The following is a 19,535-nucleotide window of genomic DNA, read 5'->3' on the forward strand; positions in this document are numbered from 1 at the left end:
AGGGCAGCGCGAGCAGTAGATGACCTTCAAGTACACCTATAACCACCGAGTCCCAGGACGCTCTGATGAACACGAAAGCCTGCGGGGCCATTTCGTCAACCTTATAGACGCCTGGGGTTTCGCTGTGCCATGAGCCGGGGCCGTTGAATTCAATACTCCATTCAACGTGTTCGGTAATATCCCTGTTATTGGCTATGGCTCTTAAAGCGACTTCTGTCAAACCTTCCAAACTGCCAGGGGCCTGAATGGTTATCGCGGGAGTTGTCTGTGTAACCACCATGTAAACCGACGCCGTATACCCTTTATAAGTCGCCACGAGTTCATCCATCACATAGGTTTTCCCTTCGACGACTTCTTTATTCGAGACATAGGTGTAAACGCCATTATTGGATTCGATAGAACCGCTCTCCCCCGGAACCGGATTGTTGATGACGACTGTAGGCGCAGGGCTGTCCTCATCGTCCTTCAGATAGCCAAGCTTTAACGGTACACGCTCGTCTTTATCGCAAATCTGAATCAGTGGATTGATCGTCAAGCGCGAGCGGACTACCGTCACCAAGGCAGAACTGCTGAACTGGGTAACAGGGTCGGTTGCGGTGACCCGTACACGGGTGAAACGCCCCTGGACCTGGTGCACTGCCGGAGGTGTATAGACCCCTGTGTCTTCATCGATCGTACCTACGCCGACAGCGAGACGCCGCAAGTGCTCAACAGCCCATTTCAGGCCGGGTCTTGCAGGAAAAACCTCAAAAGCATAGTGCGGCCCGCCGGCGGCAATACGGGGTTCCGGCGTGGTGATGGCGAACGTTGTTTGAGCGGGATTGATGCGACCGAACAGGCCGACATCATGAGGGGACTGTAAATTGAGCATCTGAATGGTTTCGCCGTAGTTAAGCTCGAGATTTTCCTCAATAAATCCCATCACAGCGCCGCCCGTAGGGAACTGATCTTTGATTGCGCCCGCGATCATCCCCGACGCATCCATCGCCAACAAATTCAATAAAATTTCAGCAATCTGTAACATTAACAATCCCAACAAAATAAACAGCCCGAACACTATCTCCGCTATCGGATCTGTTAAACTCAACTTACGCTTAACGTCATCGCCAAACTTAAAAATATCAACGCCCGACTCAGGCTCTACATTGCTTTCAACATCATAGCTTATTCTTTTCAATGTGCCACCGGCGCCATCATCAATCAATTGGTAATACGCCGTGACGATTAAATTGTAACCCAAGTTCCTGCTCGGATATTGATCTATGAGTCCTTGAAGCCCCTCAAAATTAGTTGCTACGACATTCATGCTAGCTCTAACAGTCCCGGTACATAGCCACCGGACGCTGATCTGTTGCCCATGCAGCTCAACCTTCAGACGTTCACGGGCCGCCAGAAGAAATTCAGGATGACTAACCTCAAGATCCGCCCATATTGGACCCAAAAAGGTGGTCATCATCTCCAAACGATGATTAAATGTCCCACCAGGAACCGTAATACCCCCGCCTTTAGCCGTCACAACAATATCTCCGTTATCGTCATCAAAAACATAATTAAAATCATCGTGATCAATCGTTTCCGCCAGCGATCGAACCAACTCAGCAATAACTACTCGGCCTCGCCCTACCAATACAGTGGCAGAGTAATCCCTTCCGGCGTCATTCGGGATCAAGTAACGAAAACCACTGTTCGAACCAGGAAAGTCTCCCTCATGTCTACCCTCCATGCGCACGAAGGCAAGCATCGCTCCCTCGCCCTCCTGGCTACCCTGCTGCGTGCGCAAGCCGAAAGAACGCGGTTGCATCATGGGGTTGATACCCCGCTTAATCGTGCCCAGGGTCCAGACACGCTGTTCATCATTCAATCGATTAAACAAGGCCTTGAAAACTCTGCCGGCCAGCTCTTGCTCTGTCTGGGTTTCGGCAAACGTCAAGCGAAAGTTATCGCTTTTGCTCAGGTCCAGGCGGATATTCCCATTGTCGGCAATTTCTCCCGACACTTCGGGCAATAACAGGTCCAGGAATAAGCTCGGCCCGTCCAGCGGGTCATAATCCAAGATGCGCGTGACATGCCACACCGTCACGTCTTTTTCGATGGAGACTTGACGACCGGCCACAACGGCCATCCGCAGATTGGCCTTCGAATTATCAAGACCGGTATCCTCGTAATGCAAACGAGGTACATCCATTACAAACTCTTGAATATATTCCCGAAAATTGCCACCGCTACCACCTGTCGCAATGGCTCCGGTAATGGACGGGATATAGCTGCCCAAACTGAACTTATCAATGTAGTTTTGAATCAGCAGCAGATTGGTTTTGTTGCGTTCCATGGCCACAATCGCATCCCATTTGCTCATGCGATCCTGATCCTTCATCCAACTCAGAAGCTCTGCCAACGTATAGGTAGTTGCCATTGCCATACCCTCAAATGTCAAAATCAATGGTGAGCCGAGCCGTCTCGCACACTCACGACTGAGCGCTTCCTATCGAGATAAACGTCACAAAACCATCTAATCGCCAGAACAGCAAAAAGCGATTACCGAACCGTGCCCTTCAACGACAATCAGTCTTTCCATCAAAAAAATAGTGCGTTCAAGGCGCCACAAGCGCTTACCTACATAAAAAACAGACGTAGGGACTCTTCCCCTAACGGTTCGCCACCCTCGTTGAGTTTTCATGCAACGATAAAGACGTTTTACCCCTGACCGATGGCGCCGACCACTATCAGAACTGTTAGGTTACCGGCGCTCTGCAGACTGTTACCGTATCGACAACTCACCGTAGCCCTGCCGTTAAAAGGCGCCATTCATTATGGCTTTCGATGACTCATTGAGGTGTGCCCCCATGAGTGCCGATACTTCCGTTCCCTCCAACGCATTCAACTTCATGCAGTCGCTGCAAAGTGGCGTTGACCCACGTACCGGGCAATACCGGATATCCCTCGACTTACCCGAACTCAAGGGCAACGATTTGCGCGGCCCGGGGTTTTCGCTGGCATTGGCTTTCAGCGCTCTCAACACAACGGACAGCGGCTATGGCATCGGCTGGAATGTGCAGCTGTCCGAATACGATATGAACAAGCAGGTTTTATCCACGAGCACAGGCGAACGCCACACCGTGACCGCCAATGGCGTGGATGGGGAACTGCTGATGGAGACCAAAAAACTCGACAGTTTCCGATTCTTCGAATACACGCCATTTCAAGATAAGAAACAGTTCATGCTGGTGCACAAGACCGGCACCGTGGAAATTTTGCGAGAGCGCGGCATGGGTAGCGACCGCGTCGCCGTTCCGATCGAAATCTATAGCCCCCTGGGCCACAGGCTGGTCCTTGCCTATACCTCATTCAACGGACACACGCTGCTGCAATCGGTCAACGACGACGCGGGGATCCCCTTGTTGAGCGTGCGGCGCGACGCCGGCAAACTGGATCTGGATCTCTACCCCAATGTCGATGAGGCGCTCCCTGCGCGGGCGCGCTATACGATGACTTTCGACTCGGGCGAGCTGAAATATGCCCGCACCATTGCCCTGCCTGCCGATGAATCCGGCCAACGGGGTTACTGGCGATTCGACTACACGATCAAACATGGGCACACCGTGGTGACCAAGGTGGAAAACCCGTTGGGCGGTAGTGAACTGATCGTCTATGACAGCGAACACAGCTTCCCCGGCCCGTCAGGCCGCTACCTGCCACGTGTCAGCCGTCACGAGATTTATCCCGATGGCGCCCCTGACAACCCGGACAAGGTGCAAGTCGAATACACCTATCCGGATGACAAGAACTTCCTGGGCAACACCTTGCCGATCCAATGGGGCACCGACAACAAGGACCCGCTGATCTATCAGAGCGGTACTTACGACTACAGCACCGTGGAAACCCACTACCTGGCGGGAAGACCTGTGCGCAGTGTCAAACGCACGTTCAACCGTTTCCACTCGCTCATACTCCAGACCACGACGCAAGGTGACAACATCCAGGAAACCGAAACCGTTTACCCTTTGCGCAACGGCTCGGTGCTGGATCAACCGAATACCTATCAACTGCCTACGCAGGTGATCAATCGCTGGCGGCTTAAAAGCAACCCGACACGTCAACGCGCAGAAACAGAGACCTACACCTACGACAGCTCCGGCAATGAACTGACCCACGTTGAGGCCAGTGGCATCACCACCACCAACGTCTACTACCGCGCCTCTGGCGAAGAGGACTTCCCCGATAACCCCTATGGGTTTGTCTGCAAAGTCAAGAGCAGCACGGTGACGCCCGCGCCGGACCACGAACCGGCCCCGACCTTGCGGACCCACTACCGCTACATCGAAATACCTCCACTGGCCAGGACCCCGCTCGCGAGGCCCGTCACGCTCGAGGAGCAAGTTCTGGTTCAAGTGCACGATGCCGGCACCCCCCAGGAACGAGAGGAGGCGTTGCAGAGCACCACCTACCAATACTGGACTGACCTGAACGACCCTTTACGTCATGGTCAATTGTCGCGGCAGGCTGTACGCCTCAATGGCTCCACCACCTACACTGATACTGATTACAAAAGACTCTTCGGCATCGACTTCCCCGAACCCGCCATCCAGCTCACCACGACCTTGAGCACCGATTTCGACGGTGTCAAGAAAGTCAATATCGAGCAAACTTCGGCACTGACCGGAAAGCTATTGTTGTTGCACTCGAGCGACGTGGAAATCAGCTATGAGTACGACAAACTAGGACGACTGGTTCGTGAAACCACGGCGCCCCGAAGTAGCGAATTCAAGGCTGTACGCACCTATCAGTATTACCCTTCTGCCGGCCTGGGGCACTTCAGTGGGCGAGATGCCGTCAACGCACGCGGAATCACCACCCGAACCCAAATCGACGGACTGGGACGCCAGATTTATGAAGAGCGCGATAATGTCAGCGAAACCAACCCCGCGCGCGTCGAACAAACCTGGAAAGCTCGTTACAACGGTTTGGGCGAGCTGATCGAAGAAACCCGCTACGACTATTTTGAAGGGCGCTCCTTCGCCTACACCACCACCTATGAGTATGACGACTGGGGCGAACAGTCCTGTATCACTGGCCCTGACGGTGTGCAGGCCCACACCGAATTCAACCCCATCGGCATCGCCGTCGGTCACCCATCTCCCTGGAACGGTCTGGTGGAAACCCGCTGGCGGCAAAGCCCTGGCCACTCTCCGATGATCAGTGGCAAAAGCGAGACCCGCATCAACTCGCTGGACAAACCGGCGCAGACAGCCAGCCTCGATGCACAGGGCCAGGTACTTGCCACCCGCACTTACCAGTACGATGGCCAGGGTAACTGCACACAAGAGGTCGACGAACTCAAACGCAAGACGCTTTACAGCTATGACCCTTGGTCCCGCATGGTCACCACCACCTTGCCGGACCAGTGTGTAGTATCACGCGAGTATGCCACCCACAGCCGCTCGGAACTGCCCACGGCACTGTGGGTGAAACCCGCCTCCGGCAGTTCACCCGACCCCGTGTTGATCGGCACCCAGACCTTCGACGGCCTGGAACGCCTGACCGAAACCCAGACCGGCATGCGCAGCGAAACGCTCGGCTACATCGACGATCAGTTGCAACCCAACACGAGAACCACCGCCGCCGGCGCGGTGATCACCTATGAATACAAAAACTTGCAACTGACCGATCAGCCCACCGCCATTCATTCGCCCGATGCACAGAGCGCCTTTGACTACCACCCGGTCTCGGCTCGTCTGGTCAAGGCGCAGAACGAGCAAGGTTCGCGTCACTACGAATACGACATCACCAACCAGGTACGCAGTGAGCAATGGGTCGATGAGCAGGGATTGTCCTGGGAAACCCAATACATCAGCACATCGGGCGGACAACTGCGCAAGCGCTTGGATATCAACCACCTCAACACCGTCGAAAACGTCTACGAATACGACAGCGCGGGACTCGTTACGCGCAGCGTTCAGGGTAGCCTGGAAGCGACATTCGAATACGATGCTCTCAGTCGCTTGAGCAAAACCACCAGCGTTGATACTGACGCCAACACCACGCTCATCACCGAGTTGACGTATGACGATCAGGATCAGGAAATCCTGCGGACGATCACATTGCCGGGGCATTCGACACGGACCATCGAGCAGGTCTGGTATCCCGACGGGCAGCTCAAGTCACGTCATCTGCAAGTCGAGGAGGCAGGCCTTCTGAACAGCCTGCTCCTGGAGGCGTTCGACTACGACGACCGTGGCCGCTTGAGCGTCCATACCTGCTCGGGCCGGGATTTGCCCAAGGATGAAGCCGGTCGCGCCATCGAGCAACAAATGTACGTTTTCGATGACCTGGACAACATCACCCTACGAGTGAGCCAGTTTTCGGGAGGGGCCAGCGAGGTCAACGAATACTTCTACGCCGACGACGACCGCTGTCGCCTGGTCAGGATGACCCGCAGCCTCGATGGAGGCCCCACGCAGGAACAGACCTTCGACTACGACGATAATGGCAACATGCGTAACGATGAGCAGGGGCAATTGCTGCGCTACGACAGCCAGAGCCGCCTGCTGGAAGTGCGCTCCGTCAGCCAGCAACCGGTCATGCAATACCAGTACGATGGGCATGATCGCCTGATCAGTTCCCAGGAGGGTACCCAGGCGAAATCCCTGCGCCTCTACCAGGGTGACGAACTGAGCTATACCGTCCAGAGCGCCGCACAGACCCACTTCTTCACCGCCGCAGACCAGGTCCTGGGCCAACACCAACCGGGTGATCCGTCGAAAAACCTGCTGTTGTTCACCGATGCTAATGGCAGTGTACTGGGCGAATGCCAAGGTGCCGCGTTACGCGCGGCCATCTATAGCGCCTACGGCGAGCGCAGCAGCGAAGAACCTTTATTGAGCGTTCGGGCCTTCAATGGCGAGGTGCGGGAAAGTAGCAGTGGCTGGTATCTACTGGGCAACGGTTATCGCGCCTACAACCCGGTGCTGATGCGCTTTCACAGCCCGGACTCCTTCAGCCCTTTCGGTGCCGGTGGCGTCAACCCCTACTGCTATTGCCTGGGTAACCCGATTCGCTTCAAGGACCCGACGGGCCATGTGAGTTCGGTCTCGCGCATGAAACACCCGGATGAGGATCGGGTTCCGGGCGCGTACAAACGAAGTAAAAACTGGGTCGCTGTCGCTATCAGCGCCGCCGTGACTGTCGTTGCGGCTGTCTTTGCTGTCATTACCTGGGTCCCCACAGGCGGTCTGAGTGGCCTGGCATTGGTTGCCGCCGTGATTGCCAACGTAGCATCAGTGACTGCCGTAGGTTTGGGGTTCATTACTACGGCGATCAGAGCGGCAACAGCCGATGATAATGAGGACGCTTTGCTGGTGGGCCAGATATTGGACTACGCAGGCATGGGAATTGGCTTGGTTGGCGCGGTCGGTGGTTACGCTGTAGGACATGCTATAGCGTCACAGACAGCAAAACAGGGGCCTAAGTGGTTCAACGGGCTCGTCATGAGTGGGGTCAGCGAACTCCCACCGCCGCGCCTGCAAATACCCAGAGCGAAGGTGAATCATAACCTGCCTTACTATCGCCATTCAGCCCCGGTGAGTTCGGCAGTAAAGAATGCAGCGCCCCCTCCCGCTCCCAATCCCATGCAACCGGGCGGTGGCTTGCCATTCAACGCAGCGGATCTAAGAAATGCTGCAGGCAAATTAAGACACGTCGGCTTGAACGGACAGGAGGTAAAACCTGCCGCCTCGGTCACTCAGGAAAGCATAGTTTTTAAGTTGCTGGGGGAAGGAAAGACATTAAAAGAAGCAAAGACGATAGCAAACAAAACATCCAATTCCAGTCAGATCTCGGGTGCCGCACTGAAATCAAACGAGTTAAAAAACGCAGGGAAGGACATCAGAACCTGACACGACACCACGGCTTTAACCACGCAAACTTCACCTGCTGTGGTTAAAGCCTTTTTTCGAAACATCTTGTTCCCATCTCCCAACACGCCAACTCGATCATTGAGAACTTTCTCATATCTCCCCCCCGACGCCCTTCTTAAACTCCCCTCCGAAGAGACCTTATCGACACCGGCCAAATCGCAGTGCGCCCCGTCCGGTCTCACGCCTTGAATGCCGAGCACTGCATCCACTGGATTCCCACCATGAAAAAAACCTCCCTCGCCCTGTGCCTTGGCCTGGCGACCAGCCTGGCAGGCACCGCGGCGCTTGCCAACACCGGTACCATCCACTTCCAAGGTGAAATCACCGCCAGTACCTGCCCCATCGAAGTCGTCAACCCAGGCGATGGCACCATCGGCAATACCGTTTACATGGGCAGTGTCGATGCCAGTCACTTCACCCGGGTCGGGGATGAACTGCTGGGCAAGGACTTTGTCCTGCGCGTCAAAGGCGGCTCAGGCTGTGTGATCGCCCCTGGCCAAACCGCCACCACGACCTTCAACGGCGCCGCCGACAGCAGCGGCGACTACTTTGCCGTTGCCCCGACACCGGGCCATGCGACGGGTGTGTCCATCGCGATCCGCGACAAGTCGGGCGCCGCCATCGCACCCGGCACCAGCTCCGTCGCGTACAACCTGGTCGCCGGCGGCGAAACCGACATGCTCTTCCATGCCCGTTATCGCTCGACCGCTGCCACGGTAACGCCGGGACCTGCCTCGGCGCACATCATGTTCCTTGTGAACATCATCTGATTTCCGCCCGCGCACGCCATGAGTTGCCGGCTTGTAAGCCGGATTCCCCATGGCGCAAGCGCACTGCACCTCAGGCGCAGTCCCGCGCCTGATCCACCGGTACTTTTCTATGTTCACGTTCATCAAGCAGCCTGGGGCCGCGCGGTCAATTCTAGGTGCCTGCGCGGCACTGTCGATCTTGTTTTTCCAGAGTGCCCAGAGTCAGGCGGCGCTGAGCCTGAGCGGCACCCGCGTGGTGTTCGACAGTGACAAACGCAGTGTTTCGCTGATCATCGCCAACCCCAGCGAGAATATTTTTGCCGTTCAAACCTGGGTCAACACCGCTGCCGACGACACCACCACCGCCGTCCCCTTCATGCCGTCCCCCACGTTGTTCCGGCTCAACCCCGGCAAGGAGCAACAAGTGCAGATCAATGCACTCCCCAACACCTTGCCGACGGACCGTGAATCGCTGTTCTATTTCAACGTCCAGGAAATTCCCCAGGCCGATACCAGCCACGCCAACGCCCTGAATATCGCCCTGCGCACCCGGATCAAACTGTTCTATCGCCCCAGCCAAATCAAGGACAACCCGCAAGCCCGCCTCAAGGATCTGCTGTGGTCGATTGAGCAGGTCAACGGCTCGGCGCAGTTGGTGGTCTACAACCCAACCCCCTTCCATGTCTCATTCAGCCGGCTTGAAGTCAGCGACCAGCGCCAATCCGAAGAACTGAATAACCCGGCCATGTCGGCACCGCTGCAACGCCAGACATTTGCCTTGGGCCGGATCAAACCGACAGCCGGCTTGCAGGTCACTTTCGCCACAGTCAATGACTACGGCGCTTTCAGCGCGCCTTTGACCGCCCCCGTGCAGCTCCCTTCAACACTGTGACGCCATGCGCTCTCGGACACTTTTAATGACTCGACTCTTGAAACGCTCGGGTATCGGCGGCGAAGCACGCCTGGCTCACTGGGTCGCCCTGGGTGCCAGTACGGCACTGCTCGATATCACACCCGCGCTGGCCGATGCGACGGTTGAATTCCAATCCGGTTTCCTGCGCCAGCATCCGGAATACACTCACGATGCCGGGGCATTGGCACTCAGTGCGCTGGGCCAGCGTCAGGACCTTGGGCCGGGGCGCTATCGGGTCGAACTTCAAATCAACCGGCGCTCCTTTGGCCTGCGTGAGCTCGACTTCAGCCTCAGCCCCGAGGGCGACCTGCTGCCCTGCCTATCGTCCGATTTGCTTCAAGAGCTGGGCGTACGTCTCGACGGCCTGGCCGACAACCAAGCGCTGAACACCGACTGCATCGACCTGGCCAGCGTAATCCCCGGGGCCAATATCGAGTTCGAAGGCGCCAAGCTGTGGTTGTCACTCTCGGTTCCCCAGATCGCCATGCGCAGGAATCAGTCAGGTTATGCCGACCCCGAGCGCTGGGATCACGGAATCAACGCGGCCTTTATCAATTACCAGGTGTCGGCGCAGCAGAGCAATCATCAACAAGGCGGCTCCAGCCAGAGTGATGACCTGTACCTCAACAGTGGGCTGAATCTGGGCGCCTGGCGTTTGCGCAGCAACCAGACGTTACGCCGCAACGAACAGAACCAACGCGAGTGGAGCAGCGCCTATACCTATGCCCAGCGCGATCTTCCCGGCTTGCAAGCCAATCTGACCCTGGGTGAAACCTTTACCCGGGGCGATGTGTTCAGGAGCCTGCCCATCAAGGGCGCAATCATTGCCTCGGACCCAGACATGCTGCCCGATGCCCTTCAGGGGTATGCCCCTGTCATACGAGGCGTGGCCCAGACGCGGGCCAAGCTCGAAGTCCTGCAAAACGGTTACCCGATCTACTCCACCTATGTCAGCCCCGGCGCTTATGAAATCGATGATCTCACTACCGTGGGCGGCAGCGGTGAACTGGAAATCGTATTAACCGAAGCCGATGGCCAGGTTCATCGCTACACGCAGCCTTACGCCACACTCAGCAATCTTTTGCGCGAAGGTCTCTGGCGTTACAGCGCGACAGTCGGGCATTACAACGCCATCAGCGAGGGTGACCACCCTCTGCTCTGGCAAGGTACGCTGGCCTGGGGGCTCGGCTGGAGCACGACGTTATATGGCGGCGCGATGGGCAGCGACTTTTATCGGGCCGTCACATTGGGGGCCTCCCGGGACTTGGGTGCGCTGGGCGCCCTGGCCTTGGACCTGAGTCACTCCGATACGCAGGCAAGCCAGGACGTGCAAGGCAAGAGTTACTCGGTCAAATACGGCAAATCATTCCAAAGTGGGACCCAGCTGCGTTTCGCTGGCTATCGCTATTCCACCGAGGGTTACCGCGATTTCGACGAAGCTGTGCGCGACCGCGAGCACGACGTCCGTTTTTTCGGCAGCCGACGCAGCCGCCTCGAAGCGGCAATCAACCAGAAAATCGGGAAACACAGCTCCGTCAACCTGACGTTCTCGCACCAGGATTACTGGCAAACGAATAACACCCAACGCCAGTTCCAGTTCAACTTCAATACCCAACACAAAGGCGTGACCTATAACGTCTATGCCTTGCAATCGCTCAGAGATAACGACAAACGCAACATGAGCGAGCAGCGCCAAATGGGGTTGAGCGTATCATTGCCGCTGGACTTCTTGCCTTCGAGCACTGCCACGTTCGACGTACAGAACAACGCCGGACGCCATAGCCAGAGGGCCAGCCTGAGTGGTAACAGTCTTGAGAACCGGCTCAACTACCGAACCAGCATCAGCCACGACTCGCAACAGCGACAGTCAGCCGAGTTGGCTTTAGGTTATCAAGGGGCCACTGGCAGCGTCGGCGCCGGGATCACTCAAAGCAGCCACTACCGCACGACCTCACTGAACGCCAGCGGCGCGTTGCTGCTTCATGCCGATGGTATCGAAGCGGGCCCGTACCTGGGAGAAACGCTGGCGTTGGTTGAAGTACCGGATATCCCCGGTGTGGGAGTCAAGAACGCGACAGGCGTGAAAACCAACGCCCAAGGCTTCGCGCTGGTCCCTTACCTGCGGCCCTATCGAATGAACCAGGTGTCCCTGCAAACGGATGATTTGGGGCCTGAAATCGAGATCGACAATGGCACAGCGCAAGTCGTCCCACGCCGCGGGGCCGTGGTCAAGACCACCTTCACCGCGCGTACCATCAATCGCCTGCTGATCAGCGGGCAGACGGCTAACGGCCAGGCCCTGCCTTTCGGGGCTCAGGTCAGCGATGCCCAGGGCACTGTTCTGGGTACCGTGGGCCAGGCCGGCCAGGTATTGCTCTCTGTAGGGCCCGAGCCCCAACAACTTAACGTGCGCTGGGCACCGGGCGACGCCCCTCAATGCCGGCTGGACGTCAATCCGCAGACGATGGAGCAGGTGCAGGGCTACCGCATTCAGGCGCTGACATGCCATTGACACGCGCCACCCAGCCACTGGCAAACAGCCTATTGTCATGCCCGATCCCACAGGAAACACCATGAAACAATCGACACGACTGCTGCTGACATCTCTGGTGCTGGTCACCGGCAGCCCGACTTCATCCGCATTCGCCGCCGCCGATACTTGCTGGTGGGAGGCCGGAAGTGGCCCCCTGAATTTCCAGCCTCAATTGGGCACGCTTTATGTCCCTCGGGACGCTGCCGTAGGAAGTGTCATCGGCACCTTGAACAAACACACCTTCACCAGCGGCGGTGGTTCGCAACTGGACTGCAGCGTCGATACCCCCGGCACCATCCTCAACTTCCAGGCCCAGCCAACCGCCCCGCTGTTCGCCGGCCAGTTGCCGCCGGTTGACGGGTTCGATGTGAACGGCAAGGTATTCAACACCAATATTCCCGGCGTGGGCGCCTTGATCCGCCTGGATTTTCCCTTCGATGGCAGCGGTAACAACACCTTCATCCCCATCGGCGGACCGACCTATCGCCCGATCGTGCCCTTCGATGGCTATCAGGACCAGATCACCACGTTCATACGCTTTACACTGCGCAACCTGCGGACCTACACCACCCTGATCAAAACCGGCCCCATTGCGACCGGTCCCAACCCACTGGATGGCCGCGAACTGTTCAGCGGGACCTTTACCGGCGTCGGCAAAGGGTTCGGCGTAGGCCCCGTGGGCACGGTGATTCAGGCTCATTGCGGCATCTCGGGCAACCCGGTAAGCGTCAATCCAGTGCCACTAGGGACCTGGGACACCTCCGAGTTCACAGGCCCCGGCTTCGGCACAACCCTTGCGCCTTTTACCATCACGCTCAGCGCCTGCGAAGCCGACCCGTCAGATGGCAATATCGCCGTCGCAACGATCAAGCTCGATGGTGTTCTGGGGTCCGTCCCCGTCGATGAAAACAACGGCGTTTTCAGCCTGACCGCAGACTCTGGAGCATCGGGCGTAGGTGTTCAGATCCTCAGGGGCGACGGCCTGACCCCTGTCGCGCTGGGTATGGAGGTTCCCCTGGTGCCCATTACATCCGGCACGACGGTGCTGGACTTCAACGCACGCTTCTACCAGTTAGCGCCTCACGTCGGTCCCGGTGTGGCCAAAGGCGCGTTGAACTTCACCATGACCTACAAATGAGCGCGAGGCGCATCGCTGAAACGGTAATACCTCATGCTCAAGGGTCAGTTGGTTAATTGAGGATCTATGCTTGGAAAGTCGTGCCAGGTCTGCTTATTGTCAAAGCTGACCTTCGCGATGAAGGTGAGCTTTTCACCGATTTGAAATCTGCGAAGCTCCATCTTGAGTATCTGTCCTGCTTGCATTTCACCCACCGAAGTCACAGGCTGAGCATCGAGAATCGTCACGGTGTGAGCGCCTCCCGCACTCAGCAATCCCCTCATCTCGACCCTGAGGAACTGTGACGTCGCCATGTACTTCCAGCTACCCAGCCTGAGAACAGCCGCCCCGCCCTCGGGAATGTTGGCCAAGCTCAACGTCGTCGCATTAAAACTGGTGGACTGAAGGACCGGCAACCCGCCGCTCAGGCTGGAGATCGTCAGGCTGTGCGTCTGAGACACAAGCGGTGTGGGAATATTGGGACCGGTCACCTCGAAGATTATCGGTATGTTTTTTCGCAGGTTTCGGGCGACATACTCCTTGGGAATGCGGTACTCCCGCCCTCCTGTGACGATGGGTGTGTCAGCGCGATAGAATCCGAAACCACCTTCTTCACCAAACAGTACGGCGGCGGTCTCCGTATCCGAGATGATCGCGTTTTGAGGGATGGCAACAATGACGCCATTATTGACGACAGCCGCAAGGTTCGGATCGAGCCGACTGGCCTGCGGGTTGCCGGAGGCTTCTCTCACCCATGGATAGGACAGATCACGCGGTGTCGGTGCAGCCTTCACATCCAGCTCAACCCGCCCCGACAACTCACTGATGTTCCCCGCCCGGTCTTCGACACGATATCGCGCATACCCCACACGATCGCCAAAGTCGCGAAACGCCTGCCCCTCATACACGCCCTCAAGAGCGTTGGGTACCGGGTGCGGAACAGTCAATTCACCGACCTTTAGCTGATCTGGCTCTCCGGTTCCGTTTTTTTCGTTCAAATACAAGGTAATGATATCGCCGACCTTGGGGCCACCCCGCTGCTCATCATAACGGGGGATACCGACCTTCACTTGATCGTTGTTCTGCTCTAGATATTGGGCCGTTACCCCACCTGTCAGGATCGCTTCAGGAAACTGCGCAAGGTCGTCGGTCTGGTTGAGCAGCGGCTTGAGGGTATCGATGGTCAGGGTAAGATCAAAAGAGTCAGCCTCGGCCAGGTTGTACAGGTGTAGAAAATAATGAAGTGAATGTTCACCATGGATGAGTAAAGGGACGGGAACATAAAATACCCGATCCGCGTCGGGCACCTCGGCGATCCAGGTCTTTGTTTCCAGATCATCGTCTCCCCAATACAGCGTGACCCACTCCGGCTCATGGGGCTTGGGATTGGAATTCAACCACTTGGGAATAGTGATGGGCAAGGGCGCTACCAGGGCGCTCTTATGCAGCAGATTGGTTTCGCCTCCGTCGATATTTGGCAACGCCACGACCGTAGGCGGATCGTAAATCGGGACTTGGTTTTTGCCGAACGTACTGGAATTTTTCGAATTTGACATCATGGACCCTCCTATCAACACATGAGTAACCACGCCTCCAAAGCCACTACTGTCCAGAGATGCCCCATTAGATTCCAAAACCAAACCGTTGAGTACTAACAGAACTGCTCAGTTGACAGACTCCAAAAAAGAGTTCATGAAAAATGAAACAAGGACCGTTACGGTCCTTGCTCATTTGACTAACCCTCATGCCGTCTCGTGAAAACAATCCACGGACCTGACCTTTTAAACAAAGCTGATCAGAACTTGTATTCCACGCCGAAGTTTACTCCCCATGGCTGATCAATCTTTTTGCCTTGGCTGTAATCGACGTCGGCGTGCACTTGCACTTTATCCGCGACTTTCATGGCAACGCCACCTCCCAACTCCAGGCGAGAACCAGAAAGGTCATTGTTGAAGCTTGTGCTATTGACCTTGACCTGATTGTCTTTGGCGAACTCGTTGACCAGCGCTGCCTTGAGGTAAGGCTGCAGCATCTGCCCATTACCCAGGTCGATATCCCGACCGGCACTTGCACCCACTTTGCCCAGCAAGGAATAACTCCGGTTGCCATCGGCAGCCATGCCATTATCCAATTGGTAACGTTTGCCCTGAACCGCCAGCGCCGAGACTTGCCCAAAAGGCTCGATGAAATAACCTTCGTCCAACTTGATATGCCGACCAAACTCCAGCGTGGTGCCCAATCCATGGGTGTTGTACCGCCCCTTGGCCTGTGCCCCGTCACTGAGACTGACCTTGGACTCATTTTGGAAGCGGTTGAACTTGAGCACGCCGTCGAAGTAGTAACCGCTCTCGGCGTCCAGCCAAGTGGCGTAAGAACCGACATAAAAGCTGTTGACCGTGCCCGAGGTCCCATGAATCAGGTCCAGGTCGGACCGGCTATAACCACCCATCAGGCCAAACACCCACTGTCCATCCCCAACTGACGGCACGGGGGTATCCACACCAAAAGCCAATCCCTGCTGGGTCTGCCTATAGGCCATTCCGGAGTCGGCAGAAACATCGAAGCGGTTGCCATACGCCCGCATCCAGCCGCCAGACTGCCCCTGGTTCATCCGCACTTCGCCCATGCGCGAACGCAACGTGCTCAGTTCGCCATACCAGGCCGTACGCGAGGCATCGAACAGCGCCAGCACCGACGCCGTACCAGGACTGATGGTTTTGCTCGCACCATCGAGATACCAGTCATTGGCGCCATCCTTGAGCAGATCATAAGAATAAGTACCCAAGTCTACCCGGCCATTGATCAACGAGAACGCAGCATCACCGCTGGCTGCGTGGACGACATGGATGCGCTGGTTGGTCAGCGTCGGTTCCGCACCGGTACTGGCCACGTCAAGCGTATGAGTACCGGTTGCTGTCCCCGTGATATTCAGAAAATCGGCTTGCCCGTTGGAAAAATCCGCATGCATGATGAAGTTGCCGTTACCGCTGAGATTCTCCACCGACAAGGTATAGAAACTGCCAGGCTGACCAAACTGAACCTCCCCCCCTGCCATCGACAGATTCTTTAGCTGACTGTCTTCGACCATGACCCATTTGCCCAAGCTATTGACCGCCAGGGTATCGACGTTCTCCAGGCGCCCGGTCAAGGTGGCGAAGTTGCTCAAGGCCACCTTCGCGATACTGCCCGCTTCGGCCACCACATCACCGAGCAGAACGCTGTTATCGACGTTCATCGCCGCCATGCCATCGTTCGTAACTTGCAGCATCACACCATCGCTGCCCTTGAGGGTCGAGCCATTGCTCACGTCGATCACCGCTTCGCGATCAGGGAGTCCGGCAACGCTGCTCACGACGATGGCCGCACCATTCAGGCCTTCGACATGGCTGGCATCCAGCGTTAGCTGGTTTCCCTTTACCGAAGAGATGTCATTACGCAAGACAACACCGTTCTGACCGCCCGTGATTCGGGTGTTGTTGCTGGCCTGGACCGTGCCACCGAAACTGACGATACCCGTGCCCGTGGCACCCGTTGCAGTCACCGTGGCGTTGCTCAGCGTCAGCTCACTTGCAGCACTGAGGGAGGCGCCGCGGGTGCCGCCGATGAGCGAGCTGTCCGTGACCGCGGCTTTGGCCCCCAACACATTGCCCGTCAAGGCCAGCGCTATACCGTTGCTGGTCACGGTGCTGTTGGCGGCAATGTTTGCAGCACTATCGACCAACTGCACGCCGTTACTGGATCCACCTGTGACTGTCGTGCCATTTAGATTGACCGTGCCACCGATAGCCACCTGAATATCCTGGGTGGAGGCACCATTGGCGGTCAGGGTGGAGTTACCAAACAGCTGATAATTGTCGGGACGGCCCCCAGCGCCAATGGTCAGGTCTTCGTCCGTCAATGTACGGGCCTGAGTGAATTGACAGACCATGATAAACGGGGCAACGGAGGCCAGCGCAAGACACCGCGATATAGGGTTTAATGCAAACGTGCAATTGGAAAATATCATGCTCGATTCCCTGGAGAAGGAAAGTTAATTCCAAGTGTCATATCCAGGCTAGCAACTCGCCGGGCAACACTTAATACGGCCGGCGAGTCTATAGATTAGCCCTGTGGGCATATGTAGGACTTTTCTGATATTTACCGACAACTCCTTCTTTGATCACGCAAAAGTAAACAGACCTAACTCCAGCGGCAAAGGGGTCGCACCTTCACCGCCGGATACGTGATGATGATCAAGGGAGTGGGCACGAGCCGTTACCTAGGAACATGGTCACCCGCGCCTCGCTCTCCTCAGAAGTAATCGTCTCTCCATCTACAACATAGGAGTAGGTGATTCGCCCTCGCCCCTCACTGCCCCCCGGACCAAGTGGGTCATACGTGGGCAGAAGGTGCGTTGCGTAGGGTTGTACCCGCCAGATGAAGCCTGTCACCGGCCAGGTTGTGTCATCCAGGGTGACCGGTTCATCCTTCTCGGCCCCAGCGATCGGCGTTTCTCCAGCGGTACCCGCCAGCGCGACCCAGTGCAGGGTCACCTCATCCCCGATGCCCAAGTTGTAAGGCGGGCCCGATAGATCAGGCACTTGCACACGAATGGCGTAGTCGGGACCATCGAGCGAATCGCAATTCAAGAACTGGCCCTTTTTATCGGGAAAGGTCGGCGCAGGGGGCTTGAAGATGACCGCGTTCACCTCGACCAGCGTGTCGTCCGAACGTTGGCGGTTGGGAGAGTTGGGGGAATTGATCCAGTACCACACCGGCACCTCGTCGCCATTGCCGCCCCTGTGGATGTAGGGCCACGGAATGACTTGCGTTTTTTCATAGCCCTCTTTATCAGTGGGCAAGACCGTATAATCGGCTTCGACGACATGCTCGCCGTTCCAGTAAATCTTTACGATTTCGTCCGCCTGCACATTCGGGTACAACTTAAATACAAAGTTGGCATTTTTATTATTGTGCGCTCGGGTCAAAACGTTAGGCGTTGTTGAATTCTCGCCAAAGACGTCACCCAATGGGATGTCACCATTGATCGGATCAGGCCAAGGATCGGTGGGCGTGGGCCCCGGTAGCCAAAAATTGGTCACGACCGTAATCCCTGTTTCAATGTCCGAACCATAAGGCTCCGTGCCTCGAAATACGCGATAACTTACTTGAATACTAATCGGCCCGGTCGCAGCGCCGTATTCGCTACGCAGCACGTCGGGGTCGATGCGGATGCTCTTGGTTGGGGCCAAACCCATGGTTTCCAAAGGAAGCACTGTCGTTCCCCAGGTCACCTCAATGTAATCGGTCCCCTTTCGCCCCGTATAGGTTTTGACGACTGCATCCACGCCATCCAGAGCATCTTGAAAATCGAGGAACCCCTTGAATGTCGCTTGCGGTACTTCGACTCTTTGAAGATCAGGGGGCGGCCAAGTGCCCAAGGCCACGCCCAAGGCGGTTACGTCAGACAGCGGAGTGCGATTCTGCGCTTTGTCGCGCAGTGCATACACCGCATAGCAGCCACCATCCCCCAACTCCCGAATGATGTTGACAGGTATCCGTAATGTCAGGTCATTCGGTACAAAATCTGTGACCGTAGGCGGGGTACCGGGCAGGTTATCCGGCAACGGGAGTTTTCCGTACCACAGAAAATATTCATCGCTTGCCGCGCGGTCGTCATATTCGTCAAGGATCGCCGGAACCCCAAGAGGGTTAGCCGCCAAAACAGCATCGGTGATGGGAGATGCAATGGTTAACGGTTCGGGCTCCTTATGGTTATAGGGGGGCGTGCTATCGAAAATACGAGTGGTGGGTAGTGACTTGTCGTGGGCGAAGTTGTAACTATATAAACGCGCTCTGAATGTATAAACGCCATCGATGGCAAAGTGCTTGCGCTCAAGGGTCAGTTCAAACGGAAAAGCGGTTTGCGGGTCGACCGGAAAAGGAAAGCTTCTTTCAGCAACGTCTTCATAGTCTGCTTCAGCAGGCGTCGCACCCGAAGCGAACTGCAAATACATGATCGACTCATCATTCGGAAGTGCCGGCAAGTCAGAGAAACCCAAGAATTTGACTTGCAGATCCCTATCCAGATCTTCGCCATGGAGCGTACCGTCTGTGCTATCAACCACCCTGGCCAGAAGCTCAGGAGGATCCAAAGCCTTGGGCCCTGAATGCTGTTCACGTCGCTGCGCGAGGTAGTCAATACGAGCCCGCGCCGCACTGGTTTTCTTGTCCACGCTTGCCATATCCGATTCTCCTGATATTCAGACCGTCGTGATTGGAGCTACCGCCGTAAAGCTCGGCACACAATGCCCATGGACATCTCGAAGCG

Annotated in this window: 9 protein-coding genes; 5 read left to right on the forward strand and 4 right to left on the reverse strand. The window is 56.5% G+C overall.

Annotated features, from left to right (window positions below):
* A partial coding sequence (locus BT116_RS27990) for a hypothetical protein (protein ID WP_256574497.1) occupies positions 1-2,413 on the reverse strand: 2,413 nt, incomplete at its 3' end.
* A 430-nt stretch (positions 2,414-2,843) separates the two neighbouring features.
* Between BT116_RS27990 and BT116_RS27995 the strand changes: the two genes are divergently transcribed.
* The 5 genes from BT116_RS27995 to BT116_RS28015 all read left to right on the forward strand — a co-directional run bounded on the left by BT116_RS27995 (position 2,844) and on the right by BT116_RS28015 (position 13,246).
* On the forward strand, positions 2,844-7,892 hold the full coding sequence (locus BT116_RS27995; RefSeq protein WP_072348821.1) for an RHS repeat-associated core domain-containing protein: 5,049 nt from the start codon (positions 2,844-2,846) through the stop codon (positions 7,890-7,892).
* A 242-nt stretch (positions 7,893-8,134) separates the two neighbouring features.
* A complete protein-coding gene (locus BT116_RS28000; RefSeq protein WP_072348822.1) occupies positions 8,135-8,683 on the forward strand; it encodes a fimbrial protein in 549 nt (182 codons plus the stop codon).
* Between the two features lie 109 nt (positions 8,684-8,792).
* On the forward strand, positions 8,793-9,554 hold the full coding sequence (locus tag BT116_RS28005; protein ID WP_072348824.1) for a fimbrial biogenesis chaperone: 762 nt from the start codon (positions 8,793-8,795) through the stop codon (positions 9,552-9,554).
* Between the two features lie 25 nt (positions 9,555-9,579).
* A complete protein-coding gene (locus tag BT116_RS28010; RefSeq protein ID WP_072348826.1) occupies positions 9,580-12,087 on the forward strand; it encodes a fimbria/pilus outer membrane usher protein in 2,508 nt (835 codons plus the stop codon).
* 61 nt (positions 12,088-12,148) lie between these two features.
* Positions 12,149-13,246 (forward strand): fimbrial protein, encoded by a 1,098-nt coding sequence (locus BT116_RS28015; protein WP_072348829.1) that lies wholly within the window; start codon positions 12,149-12,151, stop codon positions 13,244-13,246.
* 44 nt (positions 13,247-13,290) lie between these two features.
* Here the strand turns inward: BT116_RS28015 and BT116_RS28020 are convergent, their stop codons facing one another.
* From BT116_RS28020 to BT116_RS28030, 3 genes are all read right to left on the reverse strand, one after another.
* Entirely contained in the window at positions 13,291-14,781 is a 1,491-nt protein-coding gene (locus tag BT116_RS28020) for a hypothetical protein (RefSeq protein WP_139209467.1), read from the reverse strand.
* Between the two features lie 239 nt (positions 14,782-15,020).
* Complete coding sequence (locus BT116_RS28025) at positions 15,021-17,231, reverse strand: autotransporter outer membrane beta-barrel domain-containing protein (RefSeq protein WP_256572586.1); 2,211 nt, start codon at positions 17,229-17,231, stop codon at positions 15,021-15,023.
* Between the two features lie 226 nt (positions 17,232-17,457).
* On the reverse strand, positions 17,458-19,449 hold the full coding sequence (locus BT116_RS28030; protein WP_072348833.1) for a hypothetical protein: 1,992 nt from the start codon (positions 19,447-19,449) through the stop codon (positions 17,458-17,460).
* Positions 19,450-19,535: the final 86 nt, after the last annotated feature.

This window comes from Pseudomonas sp. NFACC16-2, from assembly GCF_900119205.1.
Classification (GTDB): domain Bacteria; phylum Pseudomonadota; class Gammaproteobacteria; order Pseudomonadales; family Pseudomonadaceae; genus Aquipseudomonas; species Aquipseudomonas fluorescens_Q.

Bases quoted from the DNA above. Each gene is read 5' to 3' on its own strand.
- BT116_RS27995 (WP_072348821.1), top strand. From the start codon at position 2,844: ATGAGTGCCGATACTTCCGTTCCCTCCAACGCATTCAACTTCATGCAG.
- BT116_RS28000 (WP_072348822.1), top strand. From the start codon at position 8,135: ATGAAAAAAACCTCCCTCGCCCTGTGCCTTGGCCTGGCGACCAGCCTG.
- BT116_RS28005 (WP_072348824.1), top strand. From the start codon at position 8,793: ATGTTCACGTTCATCAAGCAGCCTGGGGCCGCGCGGTCAATTCTAGGT.
- BT116_RS28010 (WP_072348826.1), top strand. From the start codon at position 9,580: ATGACTCGACTCTTGAAACGCTCGGGTATCGGCGGCGAAGCACGCCTG.
- BT116_RS28015 (WP_072348829.1), top strand. From the start codon at position 12,149: ATGAAACAATCGACACGACTGCTGCTGACATCTCTGGTGCTGGTCACC.
- BT116_RS28020 (WP_139209467.1), bottom strand. From the start codon at position 14,781: ATGTCAAATTCGAAAAATTCCAGTACGTTCGGCAAAAACCAAGTCCCG.
- BT116_RS28025 (WP_256572586.1), bottom strand. From the start codon at position 17,231: ATGATATTTTCCAATTGCACGTTTGCATTAAACCCTATATCGCGGTGT.
- BT116_RS28030 (WP_072348833.1), bottom strand. From the start codon at position 19,449: ATGGCAAGCGTGGACAAGAAAACCAGTGCGGCGCGGGCTCGTATTGAC.